This is a genomic window from Cupriavidus sp. C3SS-1 (assembly GCF_057073755.1).
The window spans coordinates 1,076,334-1,091,064 of sequence record NZ_CP172699.1 but is presented as its reverse complement, the minus strand read 5'-3'; the positions used below and the strand labels follow the sequence as shown (position 1 = coordinate 1,091,064).

Below are 14,731 nucleotides of genomic sequence, written 5' to 3'. Positions count from 1 at the left end.
TCCGTGTCGGATCCTCTCTTGGCCTTCGGCACAGACTCCCCCCCTTGGGTGGCCCGCGCTTGCGGCATCCTTCCATTGGCCCCTTGCGGAGCCCGATTCAAATTCACTGGGCGGCACCGGTGACGCCGGCGCCAACCGATCTCAGCGGTACTTGGCGTCCGCAGCCTTGGCCGCGGCAATCTGCGGCTCGTAGCGGTCGCCCACTGCCAGCAGCATGTCCTTGGTGAAGTACAGGTCACCTCGCTTCTCGCCGTGGTATTCCAGGATCGGCGTTTCGACGACTGCGTCGACCGGGCAGGCTTCTTCGCAGAAGCCGCAGAAAATGCACTTGGTCAGGTCGATGTCGTAGCGCGTGGTACGGCGGGTGCCGTCGGCACGCACGTCGGACTCGATCGTGATGGCCAGTGCCGGGCATACGGCCTCGCACAGCTTGCAGGCGATGCAGCGCTCTTCCCCGTTGGGGTAGCGGCGCAGCGCGTGCAGGCCGCGGAAACGCGGCGAGATCGGCGTCTTCTCTTCCGGGAACTGGACGGTGACCTTGCGCGCGAAGAGATAGCGGCCGGTCAGCGCCATGCCCTTGAAGAGTTCCTTCAGGAGCAGGCTGTTGAAGAAGTCCTTGATGGCGAGCAGCATGACAATTGCTTCCTAGTGTTTCCCGAGGCGCGCACCGCATCGTTGCAGTGTGCGCGTCCTCGCTTGGCTGTTCAGTGCCAGATATTCCAAGGCGACTTGATCCAGATCGCCACGATGATCAGCCAACCGACGGTCAGGGGAATGAACACCTTCCAGCCCAAACGCATGATCTGGTCATAGCGGTAGCGCGGGAACGAGGCGCGAATCCAGATAAAGACGGACAGCAGCAGGAATACCTTGATCAGCAGCCAGAAGAATCCGGGGATCAGATTGGTCAGGAAGCTCGAGAACGGAGGCGCCCAGCCACCCAGGAACATCAGCGCGGTCATCGTCGAGATGATGATCATGTTGATGTACTCGGCCAGGAAGAACAGCGCGAAGCCCATGCCCGAGTATTCGATCATGTGACCAGCAACGATTTCCGACTCGCCTTCCACCACGTCGAACGGGTGACGGTTGGTTTCAGCCACGCCCGAGATGAAGTACACACCGAACATCGGCAGCAGCGGAATCCAGTTCCACGAGAGGACGTTGATGCCCATGTCGGCGAAATAGCCCGCGTTCTGGCTGTTGACGATGGCCGACAGGTTCAGGCTGCCCGACACCATCAGCACCGTCACCAGGGCAAAGCCCATGGCGATTTCGTACGACACCATCTGCGCGGCGGCACGCATGCCGCCCAGGAACGCGTACTTCGAGTTAGAGGACCAACCGGCCAGGATCACGCCGTACACGCCCACCGAGCTGATCGCCATCACATACAGCAGACCGGCGTTGACGTTGGCCATCACGACTTCGGCCTGGAACGGAATCACCGCCCAGACGGCCACGGCCGGCATCAGCACCATCAGCGGGGCAATCAGGTACATGCCCTTGCTGACTTGCGTCGGCGTCATGACTTCCTTGAGCAGCAGCTTCAGCACGTCGGCAATCGGCTGCAGCAGGCCCAGCGGGCCGACACGGTTCGGGCCCAGACGCACGTGCATCCAGCCGATCAGCTTGCGCTCCCACAGAATCAGGTAGGCCACGCACAGCAGCAGCGGCACCACGATAAGCACGGCCCGGATGAGGATCCACAGCGGCGTCCAAGCGCCGCCGAAGATGGCGTGGCCTTGCGAGGTAATCCAGTCGATCATGTTGCTTTCTCGCTATTCTTGTATGGCTCAGGCCGCCCCGGCCGTTGCCGCAGCCTTCTGGCCGGCGGACAGGTCCACGGCCTTCTCGACCTTGACCGTACCGAACATCGCACCGAGGCTCATCGCGGCCGGGGTTGCGGCCGGGACGCGCACCGTATTGGCCGGCAGCGTGTTTTCCAGCACGCCCGGCAACACCACGCTGCCTTCGCCCTGCGTCACGCGGACCGGATCACCCGACTGGATACCCAGGCCGGCGAACAGGTCGGCCGACAGCGCCACCTGCTGCGCGCGGCGGGCCGCGGCGGTCAACTGCAGCGATTCGGCGCGGCGCACGATCGGGTCGGCGTGGTAGATCGGCACATCGGCAATGCGTTCGATGCCATTGGCAGCGGCCGCGCTCACGCGGATCGGCGCGTCGGTGGCGTTGTTCAGCTGCGGTGCAACCGGCGCGGCCAGGACTTCGGCACGAACCGCTTCCGCGCTGTCGTAGTCGAAACCGGCGACGTCCAGCAGGTTGCCCAGCACGCGCAGGACCTTCCAGCCCGGACGCGATTCGCCGAGCGCGCGCACGACACCGTTGAAGCTCTGCGGCAGGCCTTCGCAGTTGACGAAGGTGCCCGCGGTTTCCGTGAACGGCGTAACCGGCAGGATCACGTCGGCATACTGCATGGCCGCTTCCGAGCGGAACGGCGACAGCACCACCACCGTGCCGGCCTGGGCCAGCGCGGCCAGGGCCTTCTGCGGGTCGGCAGCGTCGAACTCGGGTTCGGTGTTGAGCAGCACGTAGGCCTTGCGCGGCGACTCGAGCATCGCCTGGGCATTGGCACCGCCCTGCTTCGGCAGCGCGCCGGCGATATAACCGCCGACCGTATTCGCAGCTTCGGTCAGGAAGCCCAGCGTAGCGCCGGTTTCCGTCGCGATCCACTGTGCCAGCGCGTGCAGCGCGGCGAATTGCGGGTGACGCACGGCCTCGTTGCCGAGGAACACGGCGCGGCGCTCGCCCGACAGCAGGGCTTCCGCAGCCTTGCCGGCAGCATCGCCACCATCAAAACCCTCGGTGCCAGCGGGTGCGGCAACGCCCTTGGCGGTGGCCACGGCACGGGCCACACCGGCCAGCGCTGCAGTCCAGCCCGACGGCGCCACGTCGATACGCGCGGCCAGCGGCATCAGCAGGTCTTCACCGCCGGCACCCAGCACGGCAACGCGGGCGCCCTTCTTGCCAGCCTGGCGCAGGCGCGCAGCCAGCAGCGGGTGGTCCTTGCGCAGCGACGAGCCGATCACCAGCACGCGTTGCAGGGTGGACACGTCGGCCACTGGCATGCCGAGCCACGGCGCGCCCTTCAGCGCTGCCGAGAAATCGGACTGGCGCAGACGGAAGTCGACGTTGTCGCTGCCCAGGCCGCGCATCAGCTTGCCCAGCAGGAACAGCTCTTCGAGCGTGCTGTGCGGGCTCGCCAGCGCAGCGATCTGGTCGGCGCCATGGTCGCGCTTGATGCTCGCCAGGCCATTGGCCACGTATTCGAGCGCGGTCTGCCAGTCGGTTTCGATCCACTGGCCACCCTGCTTCAGCAGCGGGCGGGTCAGGCGGTCGGCGCTGTTCAGGCCTTCATACGCGAAACGATCCTTGTCCGAGATCCAGCACTCGTTGACGTCTTCGTTCTCAAGCGGGAGCACCCGCATGACGCGCTGGTTCTTGCTCTGGACCACGAGATTGGCACCGAGGCCGTCGTGCGGCGACACCGACTTGCGGCGAGCCAGTTCCCAGGTACGGGCCGAATAGCGGAACGGCTTGCTGGTCAGCGCGCCGACCGGGCACAGGTCGATCATGTTGCCCGACAACTCCGAATCCACGGTCTGGCCGACGAACGTCGTGATTTCCGAATGCTCGCCGCGGTTCAGCATGCCCAGCTCCATCACGCCGGCCACTTCCTGGCCGAAACGCACGCAGCGGGTGCAGTGGATGCAGCGGGTCATCTCCTCCATGGAGATCAGCGGGCCCACGTTCTTGTGGAACACCACGCGCTTTTCTTCCTTGTAGCGCGACTCCGATGCACCATAGCCCACGGCCAGATCCTGCAGCTGGCATTCGCCGCCCTGATCGCAGATCGGGCAGTCGAGCGGGTGGTTGATCAGCAGGAATTCCATCACGGACTTCTGCGCCTTGACGGCCTTCTCCGAATTGGTGAAGACCTTCATGCCTGGCGTCACGGGCGTGGCACAGGCGGGCAGCGCCTTGGGCGCCTTTTCAACTTCAACCAGGCACATGCGGCAGTTCGCCGCGATGGACAGTTTGCGGTGGTAGCAGAAGTGCGGGATGTAGGTGCCCAGCTTGCGGGCGGCTTCCATCACCAGGCTGCCTTCAGCAACCTCTACCTTCTTGCCGTCGATCTCGAGTTCAACCATGTTCTGCCACGCTTAGATGTAGGCCGGAACCATGCACTGCTTGTGTTCGACGTGATATTCGAACTCTTTCCAGTAGTGCTTGAGCATGCCGCGGACCGGCATCGCCGCGGCATCGCCGAGCGCGCAAATGGTGCGGCCCATGATGTTTTCCGCGACGTTATTGAGCAGGTCCAGGTCTTCCTGGCGCCCTTCTCCGTGTTCAATGCGATTGACCATGCGATAGAGCCAGCCGGTGCCTTCGCGGCACGGCGTGCACTGGCCGCACGATTCTTCAAAATAGAAATACGACAGGCGCAGCAGCGAGCGCACCATGCAGCGCGTCTCATCCATGACGATCACGGCGCCCGAGCCCAGCATCGAGCCGGCCTTGGCGATCGAGTCGTAGTCCATGTCGGACGCCATCATCATCTCGCCCGGCACCACCGGCGCGGACGAGCCGCCCGGAATCACCGCCTTGATGCGCTTGCCGCCGCGCATGCCGCCAGCCAGTTCCAGCAGCTTGGCGAACGGCGTGCCCAGCGGGATCTCATAGTTGCCGGGACGCTCGACGTCACCCGAGATCGAGAAGATCTTGGTGCCGCCGTTGTTCGGCTTGCCGAGCTTCAGGTAGTTCTCCGGGCCGATGGCCAGCAGGAACGGCACCGCGGCAAAGGTCTCGGTGTTGTTGATGGTGGTCGGCTTGCCGTACAGGCCGAAGCTGGCCGGGAACGGCGGCTTGAAACGCGGCTGGCCCTTCTTGCCTTCCAGCGATTCGAGCAGCGCGGTTTCCTCGCCGCAGATGTAGGCACCGTAGCCATGGTGGGCATGCAGCTGGAAATTGAAGCCCGAACCCAGGATGTTGTCGCCCAGGAAGCCGGCTGCACGCGCCTCTTCGAGGGCTTCCTCGAAGATCTTGTACTCGTTCCAGATCTCGCCGTGGATGTAGTTGTAGCCCACGGTGATGCCCATCGCGTACGCGCCGATGGCCATGCCCTCGATCAGCGAGTGCGGATTGAAGCGGATGATGTCACGGTCCTTGAACGTACCGGGCTCGCCTTCATCGGTATTGCAGACGAGGTATTTCTGGCCCGGGAACGTACGCGGCATGAAGCTCCACTTCAGGCCGGTCGGGAAGCCTGCGCCCCCACGGCCGCGCAGGCCCGAGGCCTTGACGTCGGCGATCACCTGCTCGGGCGGGATCTTCTCGGTCAGGATGCGCTTGAGCTGCTGGTAGCCACCACGTTTGACGTAGTCTTCCAGGTGCCAGTTCTTGCCGTCCAGGCCGGCCAGGATCAGCGGCTGGATGTGACGGTCGTGCAGAGAGGTCATGTTACTTTGCCCCCTTGGCGGCAGCATCGGCCTTCAGCTCTTCGACCAGCGCCTCGAGCTTGTCTTCGCTCATGAAGCTGCACATGCGGGTATTGTTGACGATCATTACCGGCGCGTCGCCGCAGGCGCCCATGCACTCACCCTCTTTGAGCGTGAAGCAGCCGTCGGCGGTGGTCTCGTTGTAGTCGATGCCGAGCTTGCGCTTGAGGTACTCGCCGGCCCGCTCGCCGCCCGACAGGGCGCACGGCAGGTTGGTGCAGACAGCGAGCTTGTACTTGCCCACCGGCTTGGTGTCGTACATGTTGTAGAAGGTCGCCACCTCTTCCACCCACACGGGCGGCATGTCGAGATAGCTGGCGACGAACTGCATGACTTCGGGGGAAACCCAGCCCACCTCGCCCTGTGCCACGGCAAGCGCCGCCATCACGGCCGACTGCTTCTGGTCGGCCGGATACTTCGCGATCGCGCGATCGATTTCCTTGAGAGCTTCTGCTGATAGCATGGTCATTGCAGTAAAACGGCGGAGGCAGCGTACCGGGGCTTGCATCCGCAGGTTTGCAGCCGTCGCTGCCTGTTCCGCCGGCGGGCCTGAGGCCCTGCCGTTCCGCCGCGGTGTCCCCGCCGCTCCCTGCCCTCGTGGCAAGAAAGCGCCCGGATCGTCGTCCGGGCCGGCGGTCCGTGATTAGCGGTCGATTTCGCCGAAGACGATGTCCTGCGTACCGATGATCGTCACCGCGTCAGCAATCATGTGGCCCTTGGCCATTTCGTCCAGCGCGGCCAGGTGCGCATAGCCGGGCGCGCGAATCTTCAGGCGGTAAGGCTTGTTCGCGCCGTCCGAGATCGCATAGATACCGAATTCGCCCTTCGGATGCTCCACCGCTGCATAGGCCTCGCCTTCGGGCACGTGAATGCCTTCGGTGAACAGCTTGAAGTGGTGGATCAACTCTTCCATGTTCGACTTCATGTCCACCCGCGACGGCGGCGCAACCTTGTGGTTGTCCGTGATCACGGGGCCCGGATTGCGGCGCAGCCATTCGATGCACTGCTTGATGATGCGGTTGGACTGGCGCATTTCCTCGATACGCACGAGGTAACGCGCGTAGCAGTCGCCGCCCACGCCCACCGGCACATCGAAGTCGATCTTGTCGTACACCTCGTACGGCTGCTTCTTGCGCAGATCCCAGGCGATGCCCGAGCCGCGCAGCATCGGACCGGTGAAGCCCATCTGCAGCGCGCGTTCCGGGCTCACCACGCCAATATCCACCAGGCGCTGCTTCCAGATCCGGTTGTCGGTCAGCAGCGTCTCGTACTCGTCGACGTACTTCGGGAACCGGTTGGTGAAGTCCTCGATAAAGTCCAGCAGCGAGCCCGAACGCGCTTCGTTCATGGCCTTGATGGCACGCTCGTTGTGAACCTTGGACGCCCGATATTGCGGCATTGTGTCAGGCAGGTCGCGATAGACGCCGCCCGGACGGTAGTAGGCCGCGTGCATGCGCGCGCCCGACACCGCCTCGTACATGTCGAACATGTCCTCGCGCTCGCGGAACGCGTAGAGGAACACCGCCATGGCACCCACGTCGAGCGCATGCGCGCCGATCCACATGAGGTGGTTCAGCAGGCGGGTGATTTCGTCGAACATCACGCGGATGTACTGGGCGCGCACCGGCACTTCAATGCCGAGCAGCCGCTCGATCGCCATCACGTAGGCGTGTTCGTTGGACATCATCGACACGTAGTCGAGACGGTCCATGTAGGGAACGTTCTGGATCCAGCTCTTCTGCTCGGCCAGCTTTTCGGTGGCACGATGCAGCAGGCCGATATGCGGGTCGGCGCGCTGGATCACTTCGCCGTCCAGCTCCAGCACCAGGCGCAGCACGCCGTGCGCGGCCGGGTGCTGCGGGCCGAAGTTCAGGGTGTAATTCTTGATATCTGCCATGGCGCGTAATCAGTGCTGCGTGCCGCCGTAGTTGTCCTCGCGAATCACGCGCGGCGTGATTTCGCGGGGTTCGATCGTCACCGGCTGGTAAATGACCCGCTTCTGCTCCGGGTCATAGCGCATTTCCACGTAACCCGAGGTCGGGAAATCCTTGCGGAACGGATGGCCAACAAAGCCGTAGTCGGTCAGGATCCGGCGCAGGTCCGGGTGACCTTCGAATACGATGCCGTAGAAATCGAAGGCTTCGCGCTCGAACCAGTTCACCGAATTCCACACGTCGATCACCGACGGCACGACCGGGAACTCATCATCCGGGGCAAACACGCGCACGCGCAGGCGCCAGTTGTGGGTCACCGACAGCAGGTGCGACACAGCCGCAAAACGCAGGCCGTCCCAGGCGCCGTCGCCGTAGTCGGAATAGTCCACGCCGCACAGGTCGATCAGCTGCTCGAAACGCAGCGCGGGATCGTCGCGCAGGATGCGGGACACTTCCAGGTAGTCGTCGGCCTTGACGATCAGCGTCAGCTCGCCAGTCGCCTCGATCAGTTTCTGCACGCGCTTGCCGAGAACTTTCTCGAGCGCGGCCTTCAGGGTCTCAAGCTTCGCCATGTCAGCCCTTGCGCGCGATGGTGTTGGTACGCTTGATCTTGTTCTGCAGCTGGATCACGCCGTAGATCAGCGCTTCAGCCGTGGGCGGGCAGCCAGGCACGTAGATATCCACCGGCACAATGCGGTCGCAGCCACGCACCACCGAATACGAATAGTGGTAGTAGCCGCCGCCATTGGCGCAAGAGCCCATCGAGATGACCCAGCGCGGCTCGGCCATCTGGTCGTAGACCTTGCGCAGCGCAGGCGCCATCTTGTTGCACAGCGTGCCAGCCACGATCATCACGTCCGACTGGCGCGGCGACGGGCGGAACACCACGCCGAAGCGGTCCAGGTCGTAGCGCGCGGCGCCGGCATGCATCATTTCCACGGCACAGCAGGCCAGGCCAAAAGTCATCGGCCACAGCGACCCGGTGCGGGTCCAGTTGATCAGCTTGTCAGCGGTAGTCGTGACAAAGCCTTCGTTGAGAACGCCTTCGATTGCCATTTCACATCACTCCCAATCGAGCGCGCCCTTTTTCCAGATGTAGACGAAGCCCACGATGAATTCCAGCAGAAACACGCCCATGGCGATGAATCCCGGCCAGCCAATATCCTTGAGGGCAACACCCCACGGAAACAGGAAGGCGGTTTCGAGATCGAACAGGATAAACAGGATGGCGATGAGGTAGTAGCGCACGTCGAACTTCATGCGCGCGTCCTCGAACGCTTCGAAGCCGCACTCGTATGGCGACAGCTTCGCGGGGTCAGGTTTGTTCGGGCCGAGGATCCGACCGATCGACATCAACGCTATGCCGAGCACAACGCCGAAGATGATGAAGATGAGAACGGGGAAGTAGGCTTCGAGAGTCAAGGTACGGCCAGCCTTATCTGGAATGTTGTCAACAGCACCAGCTGAAGCGGCGTCCTGTTGCCCACCCCAGGCGCTATGCCGAAACTGCTGGCGCGCCGCCTTGCGGATTGCCAAAGCCCCCTGCCGGGAGCATTGCCCGACAGCGGACTTCGATCAAGTTTTTTGGTGCCGACGGCGAGACTCGAACTCGCACAGCTTTCGCCACTACCCCCTCAAGATAGCGTGTCTACCAATTTCACCACGTCGGCTGGGGGAGAAACAATATTGCCTGGCGCCGGGTTTTCAGGCCCTTCAGAGCTTTCGCAGAGGTTTTTGCCTTTGCTCAAGCCCCATCGCTGGGGAATCGTTTCAAGCCTTGGATTCTAACCCGCTTTGCTGCATTGTTCAACGCACAACTGCAAAAAAAATCAGGAATCGAATACAAGGCCGCTCGATTATTTCGGAACCGCAGGCGCAGCCGGAGCCGAGGCGTCCGCAGCCGCCGCAGCAGGCGCTGAGGCACCAGCAGCCGGAGCCGGCGTGGTCACCGGGGCCGAGCCCATCACGCCCAGCGACGCGGCGGGCTTGTAGTTACCCATCAGCGTCAGGCTCAGCGTGCAGATGAAGAACAGCGTCGCCAGCACCGCAGTCGTGCGCGACAGGAAGTTTGCGGAGCCCGTGGCGCCGAACAGGCTGCCCGAAGCGCCTGACCCGAACGCCGCACCTACATCGGCACCCTTGCCGTGCTGAATCAGCACCAGGCCGATGACGCCCAGCGCCGACAACACTTGCACCAGTACCAACAAAGTCTTGAAAATTGCCATTTGGATAAATTTAGCGTTACTTGCCTGATCGGATATCCGGCGCGACGGGCATTCAGGCGTTGCCGATCGCGAGAAAATCTTCCGATTTCAACGAGGCACCACCAATCAGGCCTCCGTCAATATCGGGCATGGAAAACAGTTCGACCGCATTGTCCGGCTTAACACTACCGCCGTACAAAATCGCCATGCGCTCCGCCACGCCGGCGTCACGCTCGCGAACCTGGCCGCGCAAGAAGGCGTGCACGGCCTGCGCCTGCTCGCTGGTCGCGGTCTTGCCCGTGCCGATCGCCCAGACCGGCTCGTAGGCCAGGACCACGCGACCCAGTTGCTCAACTGACAGCGCGTCCAGGACTGCTTGCAACTGCCGACCCACGACGACCTCGGTCTGGCCAGCTTCGCGCTCGGCCAGCGTCTCGCCAACGCAGATCACTGGCAGGATGCCGAATTCCAGCGCGCGCAGCGCCTTCGCGGCAACCACCGCGTCCGTTTCCGCATGGTAGGTACGACGCTCCGAGTGACCCACCAGCGCGTAGGTGCAGCCAAACTCCCCCAGCATGGACGCAGCCACCTCGCCAGTGAAGGCGCCGCGCGCCTCGGCAGACACATCTTGTGCGCCCCAGACCACCTGCGAGCCGTTCAGCAGCGCCTGGCATTGTGCAAGATAGGGGAAAGGTGCGCAGACCGCCAGCCGCGCGCGCGCCGGTGCAGCCTTGATTCCCTCGAGCAGCGCGGCGTTGGCGGCCAGGCTGCCGTGCATCTTCCAGTTGCCGATGACGAGCTTTTGTCTCACGGGGTCCCCTCCCAAATCAAACCCGTTATTGTAGCTTGCGGCAGGGGACCGGCGCTACCGCGCGCGGCCAGGCCGGCGCGGCAACTTTTCAAGGCCGCTTACCAGGTCAGGACGATCTTGCCGATGTGCTCGCTGGATTCCATCAGCCGATGGGCTTCGGCCGCCTGGGCCGCCGGAAACACCTTGTGGATCACCGGCTTGATCTTGCCCGCCTCGAGCAACGGCCACACCTGCTGATGCAGCGCCTGGGCGATCTGCCCCTTGAATGCCGCGGACCGCGGACGCAGGGTGGAGCCAGTGACCGTGATACGGCGGCGCAGGATATCGCCAAGCGGAATCTCCGCCTTGGCGCCGCCAAGCAGCGCGATGATGACGATGCGGCCATCGTCGGCAATGCACTTCAACTCACGGCCCAGATAGGAGCCAGCCACCATGTCGAGGATCACGTCGACGCCCTTGCCAGCGGTCAGCGTGGCCACTTCGGCAACGAAATCCTGGGTCTTGTAGTTGATGGCACGGTCTGCGCCGAGATCCTCGCAGGCCTTGCATTTCTCATCGGTACCGGCCGTGACGAACACCTTGTAGCCGAGCGCCTTGGCAATCTGGATCGCGGTTGTACCGATGCCGCTGGAGCCGCCCTGGATCAGCAGCGTCTCATCCTTTCCGCGCGGGCCCTGGCCCAGGTAACCGCGGTCGAACACATTGCTCCACACGGTGAAAAAGGTTTCCGGCAGCGCCGCGGCTTCGATATCGCTCAGGCCCTTCGGAGCCGGCAGGCACTGGGCCACCGGCGCCGTGCACAGTTGCGCATAGCCGCCGCCTTGCACGAGCGCGCAGACGCGATCGCCAACCTTGAGCCCGAAGCGATTATCCGCATGGGAGAGGTCTCCACCGACCACGACGCCAGCCACTTCGAGGCCAGGCAGGTCCGACGCGCCGGGCGGTACCGGATAGTTGCCGGTGCGCTGGAACACGTCGGGGCGATTGACGCCGGCCGCGGCCACGCGGATCAGGATCTCGCCGGCACCCGCCACCGGGTCGGGGCGTTGCGTCTCCTGCAGGACTTCGGGCGCACCGTATTCGCGAATCTCGATGGCTTGCATTGCTGCTCCTTTTCTTGGTCTCGCGCGCGACGCAAGAGGCCATCGCGGCGTGTCGGTGAGAGCGGTCGCTCAATTGGGTTGCCCGGCAGTGTAAACAAAAAAGCGGCTGGACATCGCCAGCCGCTTTTTCTTCGATACCGCCGGATGGCGGCGCCGGATTCAGCTTACTGCTGCTGGTCCGACGGCGCAGCCGGAGCCGGCGCTGCTTCGGCGTGCGTCTGCGGGCTGATGCTGCCGCCCTCTTCCGCCAGCGCGGCCTTCAGCGACAGGCGCAGACGGCCCTTCTCGTCAGCCTGGATCAGCTTGACGCGCAGCTGCTGGCCTTCCTTCAGCCAGTCCTTGATGTCCTTCACGCGCTCGTTGACGATTTCCGAGATATGCAGCAGACCGTCCTTGCCCGGCAGGATGTTCACGATCGCGCCGAAGTCCAGCAGCTTCAGCACCGTGCCGTTGTAGATCTTGCCCACTTCGGCTTCGGCGGTGATGCCTTCGATGCGGCGCTTGGCTTCGGCCATGCCTTCGGTCGAGGTCGAGGCGATGGTGATGGTGCCGTCTTCCTGGATGTCGATGGTGGTGCCGGTTTCCTTGGTCAGCGCCTGGATGGTCGAGCCGCCCTTGCCGATCACTTCGCGGATCTTGTCCGGATGGATCTTCATGGTGATCATGCGCGGAGCGTGCGCCGACAGTTCGGTGCGGGCGTGGCCCATGGCGCTGTGCATCGCGCCCAGGATATGCAGGCGGCCTTCCTTGGCCTGCGCCAGGGCAACCTGCATGATTTCCTTGGTGATGCCCTGCACCTTGATGTCCATCTGCAGTGCGGTGATGCCGTTGTCGGTACCCGCGACCTTGAAGTCCATGTCGCCCAGGTGGTCTTCGTCACCGAGGATGTCGGTCAGAACGGCGAACTTGTTGCCTTCCAGGATCAGGCCCATGGCCACGCCGGCCACGTGTGCCTTGACCGGAACGCCGGCGTCCATCAGTGCCAGGCAACCGCCGCAGACCGAAGCCATCGACGACGAACCGTTGGATTCGGTGATTTCCGAAACCAGGCGAATGGTATAGGCGAACTCATCGTCCTTCGGCAGCACCGGGATCAGTGCGCGCTTGGCCAGGCGGCCATGGCCGATTTCGCGGCGCTTCGGGCTGCCCACGCGACCGGTTTCGCCGGTGGCGAACGGAGGCATGTTGTAGTGGAGCATGAAGCGGTCGCGGTATTCACCGGCCAGCGCGTCGATGATCTGCTCGTCGCTCTTGGTACCGAGCGTAGCCACCACCAGTGCCTGGGTCTCGCCGCGGGTAAACAGCGCCGAACCGTGGGCGCGCGGCAGGACCGACGAACGGATCTCGATCGGGCGCACGGTGCGGGTGTCGCGGCCGTCGATACGCGGCTCCCCTGCCAGCACCTGGCCGCGCACGATCTTGGCTTCCAGGTCGAACATGATGTTGCCGACTTCCACCTTGTCGGCTTCCACGCCGGCGGCTGCCAGCGCGGCCGCCACGTTGGCGGACACTTCCTTCAGCTTCTGGCTGCGGGCCGACTTCTGGCGCAGCTGGTAGGCTTCCTGCAGCAGCGGCAGCGCCACTTCGGTGACCTTGGCGATCAGCGCTTCGTTCTTCGGCGCAGCGGCCCAGTCCCACTCCGGCTTGCCGCCGTCACGGACCAGTTCGTGGATCGCATTGATCGCGGTTTGCATCTGCTCGTGGCCATACACCACGGCACCCAGCATCACATCTTCCGACAGCTGGTTCGCTTCCGATTCCACCATCAGCACAGCGCGCTCGGTACCGGCGACGATCAGGTCGAGGTCCGAAGTCGCCATTTGCGAACGGGTCGGGTTCAGCAGGTACTGGCCGTCCTTGTAGCCGACGCGGGCAGCGCCCACCGGACCGCTGAACGGAATGCCCGACACGGCCAGCGCGGCCGAGGCACCGATCAGCGCGGGGATGTCAGCCGGCACGTCCGGGTTCAGCGACACCACGTGCACGACAACTTGTACGTCGTTGTAGAAGCCTTCCGGGAACAGCGGTCGCAGCGGACGGTCGATCAGGCGCGAGGTCAGGGTCTCGTTTTCCGACGGACGGCCTTCACGCTTGAAGAAGCCACCGGGGATCTTGCCGGCAGCGTAGGTCTTTTCGATGTAGTCGACGGTCAGCGGGAAGAAGTCCTGGCCGGCCTTCGGGCTCTTGGCGGCGACAACGGTCGCCAGCACGACGGTGTCTTCCACGTCGACCAGCACCGCGCCACCGGCCTGGCGGGCGATTTCACCGGTTTCCATACGGACCGAATGTTGGCCCCACTGGAACTGCTTGACTACTTTGTTGAACATGGACATTTGCATTCCTTGTCTTGCGTGCACGCCGGAATCATTGCTCGGCGTGCGCCGCCTGCGTTCTCAGCCGCAGGCTAACTGCCGGAAACAGTCGCAGTGGCAGGGAAGTGCTATGCCATTCCAGCGCGGCACGGTTGCCGATGCCGCGCTGGAATGACACAAAACCCCGTTTCCTTGGCCGATCCGGATACTGAAAACCATGAAAAAGAGCAACTTACTCCGTTGCGGGGCTTGCCGCAACGGGGGACCGGCGAATCGGAATCCCCTCAGGTCCAGTGAAGCGAAGATCACTCAAGTATTACTGCATTGCGGACCGGGCATGCATTGCCCCGCCAGAAATGCAAAATGCCTGCCCCAGCAATGCTGAAGCAGGCATCGAGGCGTCACGCGAAACCGTGCAAACCCTGGAATCGCGCTGCCATGCCAGCCAATCCTTACTTGCGCAGGCCCAGCTTTTCGATCAGGGCGCGGTAACGGTCAGCGTCGTTGGACTTCAGGTAGTCCAGCAGGCGACGACGACGGCTCACCATGCGCAGCAGGCCGCGGCGGCTGTGGTGGTCCTTCATGTTGGCCTTGAAGTGCGGGGTCAGTTCGTTAATGCGGGTGGTCAGCAGGGCCACCTGAACTTCGGGGCTGCCAGTGTCGTTGGCGCCACGGGCGAACTGCTGAATGACTTCAGACTTGTTGATATTGGCGAATGCCATGATGATTTCCTTTTACTTGCGAACGCCACAGCGCGGGATGCGCCGCTTGCGTCGTGCCATGCATAAACTGGCATCTGCCCTCACGCCGGGAATACCGGGTGACGACAGGCGCGGATTATAGCGGAA

14 protein-coding genes and 1 tRNA gene are annotated in these 14,731 nt (G+C 63.5%); all 15 read right to left on the bottom strand.

The features are described from left to right. Positions 1 to 141: 141 nt before the first annotated feature. Entirely contained in the window at positions 142 to 633 is a 492-nt protein-coding gene (gene nuoI, locus ACIGJC_RS05055; RefSeq protein ID WP_011297152.1) for an NADH-quinone oxidoreductase subunit NuoI, read from the bottom strand. A gap of 71 nt (positions 634 to 704) precedes the next feature. Continuing rightward, entirely contained in the window at positions 705 to 1,769 is a 1,065-nt protein-coding gene (gene nuoH, locus ACIGJC_RS05050) for an NADH-quinone oxidoreductase subunit NuoH (protein WP_483710926.1), read from the bottom strand. 27 nt (positions 1,770 to 1,796) lie between these two features. Then, positions 1,797 to 4,172 (bottom strand): NADH-quinone oxidoreductase subunit NuoG, encoded by a 2,376-nt coding sequence (gene nuoG / locus ACIGJC_RS05045; RefSeq protein WP_483710925.1) that lies wholly within the window; start codon positions 4,170 to 4,172, stop codon positions 1,797 to 1,799. Between the two features lie 12 nt (positions 4,173 to 4,184). After that, a complete protein-coding gene (gene nuoF / locus ACIGJC_RS05040) occupies positions 4,185 to 5,480 on the bottom strand; it encodes an NADH-quinone oxidoreductase subunit NuoF (RefSeq protein WP_483710924.1) in 1,296 nt (431 codons plus the stop codon). A 1-nt stretch (position 5,481) separates the two neighbouring features. After that, positions 5,482 to 5,982, bottom strand: a complete 501-nt coding sequence (gene nuoE, locus ACIGJC_RS05035) for an NADH-quinone oxidoreductase subunit NuoE (RefSeq protein WP_483710923.1) — start codon at positions 5,980 to 5,982, stop codon at positions 5,482 to 5,484. A 180-nt stretch (positions 5,983 to 6,162) separates the two neighbouring features. Continuing rightward, complete coding sequence (locus tag ACIGJC_RS05030; protein ID WP_483710922.1) at positions 6,163 to 7,416, bottom strand: NADH-quinone oxidoreductase subunit D; 1,254 nt, start codon at positions 7,414 to 7,416, stop codon at positions 6,163 to 6,165. Between the two features lie 9 nt (positions 7,417 to 7,425). Beyond that, entirely contained in the window at positions 7,426 to 8,025 is a 600-nt protein-coding gene (locus ACIGJC_RS05025; RefSeq protein WP_483710921.1) for an NADH-quinone oxidoreductase subunit C, read from the bottom strand. Between the two features lies 1 nt (position 8,026). Further along, positions 8,027 to 8,509, bottom strand: coding sequence for a NuoB/complex I 20 kDa subunit family protein (locus tag ACIGJC_RS05020; RefSeq protein ID WP_011297145.1), 483 nt, complete (start codon positions 8,507 to 8,509; stop codon positions 8,027 to 8,029). A 6-nt stretch (positions 8,510 to 8,515) separates the two neighbouring features. Further along, positions 8,516 to 8,875 carry an NADH-quinone oxidoreductase subunit A gene (locus ACIGJC_RS05015; RefSeq protein WP_483711464.1) on the bottom strand — a complete coding sequence of 120 codons (360 nt, stop codon included), beginning with the start codon at positions 8,873 to 8,875 and terminating at the stop codon, positions 8,516 to 8,518. 163 nt (positions 8,876 to 9,038) lie between these two features. Further along, a tRNA-Leu gene (locus tag ACIGJC_RS05010) sits at positions 9,039 to 9,123 on the bottom strand. Between the two features lie 186 nt (positions 9,124 to 9,309). Beyond that, positions 9,310 to 9,678 (bottom strand): preprotein translocase subunit SecG, encoded by a 369-nt coding sequence (gene secG / locus ACIGJC_RS05005; RefSeq protein ID WP_483710920.1) that lies wholly within the window; start codon positions 9,676 to 9,678, stop codon positions 9,310 to 9,312. A gap of 52 nt (positions 9,679 to 9,730) precedes the next feature. Beyond that, on the bottom strand, positions 9,731 to 10,435 hold the full coding sequence (gene tpiA / locus ACIGJC_RS05000; RefSeq protein ID WP_483710919.1) for a triose-phosphate isomerase: 705 nt from the start codon (positions 10,433 to 10,435) through the stop codon (positions 9,731 to 9,733). A gap of 131 nt (positions 10,436 to 10,566) precedes the next feature. After that, positions 10,567 to 11,571 carry an NAD(P)H-quinone oxidoreductase gene (locus ACIGJC_RS04995; protein WP_483710918.1) on the bottom strand — a complete coding sequence of 335 codons (1,005 nt, stop codon included), beginning with the start codon at positions 11,569 to 11,571 and terminating at the stop codon, positions 10,567 to 10,569. A gap of 164 nt (positions 11,572 to 11,735) precedes the next feature. Next, on the bottom strand, positions 11,736 to 13,904 hold the full coding sequence (pnp, locus tag ACIGJC_RS04990) for a polyribonucleotide nucleotidyltransferase (RefSeq protein WP_483710917.1): 2,169 nt from the start codon (positions 13,902 to 13,904) through the stop codon (positions 11,736 to 11,738). 431 nt (positions 13,905 to 14,335) lie between these two features. Further along, the gene (gene rpsO / locus ACIGJC_RS04985) at positions 14,336 to 14,605 is read right to left on the bottom strand and encodes a 30S ribosomal protein S15 (RefSeq protein ID WP_483710916.1); all 270 of its coding nucleotides are present in this window, start codon (positions 14,603 to 14,605) and stop codon (positions 14,336 to 14,338) included. Positions 14,606 to 14,731: the final 126 nt, after the last annotated feature.

Coding starts and splice junctions, on each gene's coding strand:
- tpiA (WP_483710919.1), bottom strand. CDS start 10,435: ATGCACGGCAGCCTGGCCGCCAACGCCGCGCTGCTCGAGGGAATCAAG.
- ACIGJC_RS05020 (WP_011297145.1), bottom strand. CDS start 8,509: ATGGCAATCGAAGGCGTTCTCAACGAAGGCTTTGTCACGACTACCGCT.
- nuoE (WP_483710923.1), bottom strand. CDS start 5,982: ATGCTATCAGCAGAAGCTCTCAAGGAAATCGATCGCGCGATCGCGAAG.
- ACIGJC_RS05030 (WP_483710922.1), bottom strand. CDS start 7,416: ATGGCAGATATCAAGAATTACACCCTGAACTTCGGCCCGCAGCACCCG.
- ACIGJC_RS05025 (WP_483710921.1), bottom strand. CDS start 8,025: ATGGCGAAGCTTGAGACCCTGAAGGCCGCGCTCGAGAAAGTTCTCGGC.
- pnp (WP_483710917.1), bottom strand. CDS start 13,904: ATGTCCATGTTCAACAAAGTAGTCAAGCAGTTCCAGTGGGGCCAACAT.
- secG (WP_483710920.1), bottom strand. CDS start 9,678: ATGGCAATTTTCAAGACTTTGTTGGTACTGGTGCAAGTGTTGTCGGCG.
- nuoH (WP_483710926.1), bottom strand. CDS start 1,769: ATGATCGACTGGATTACCTCGCAAGGCCACGCCATCTTCGGCGGCGCT.
- nuoG (WP_483710925.1), bottom strand. CDS start 4,172: ATGGTTGAACTCGAGATCGACGGCAAGAAGGTAGAGGTTGCTGAAGGC.
- ACIGJC_RS04995 (WP_483710918.1), bottom strand. CDS start 11,571: ATGCAAGCCATCGAGATTCGCGAATACGGTGCGCCCGAAGTCCTGCAG.
- nuoI (WP_011297152.1), bottom strand. CDS start 633: ATGCTGCTCGCCATCAAGGACTTCTTCAACAGCCTGCTCCTGAAGGAA.
- rpsO (WP_483710916.1), bottom strand. CDS start 14,605: ATGGCATTCGCCAATATCAACAAGTCTGAAGTCATTCAGCAGTTCGCC.
- nuoF (WP_483710924.1), bottom strand. CDS start 5,480: ATGACCTCTCTGCACGACCGTCACATCCAGCCGCTGATCCTGGCCGGC.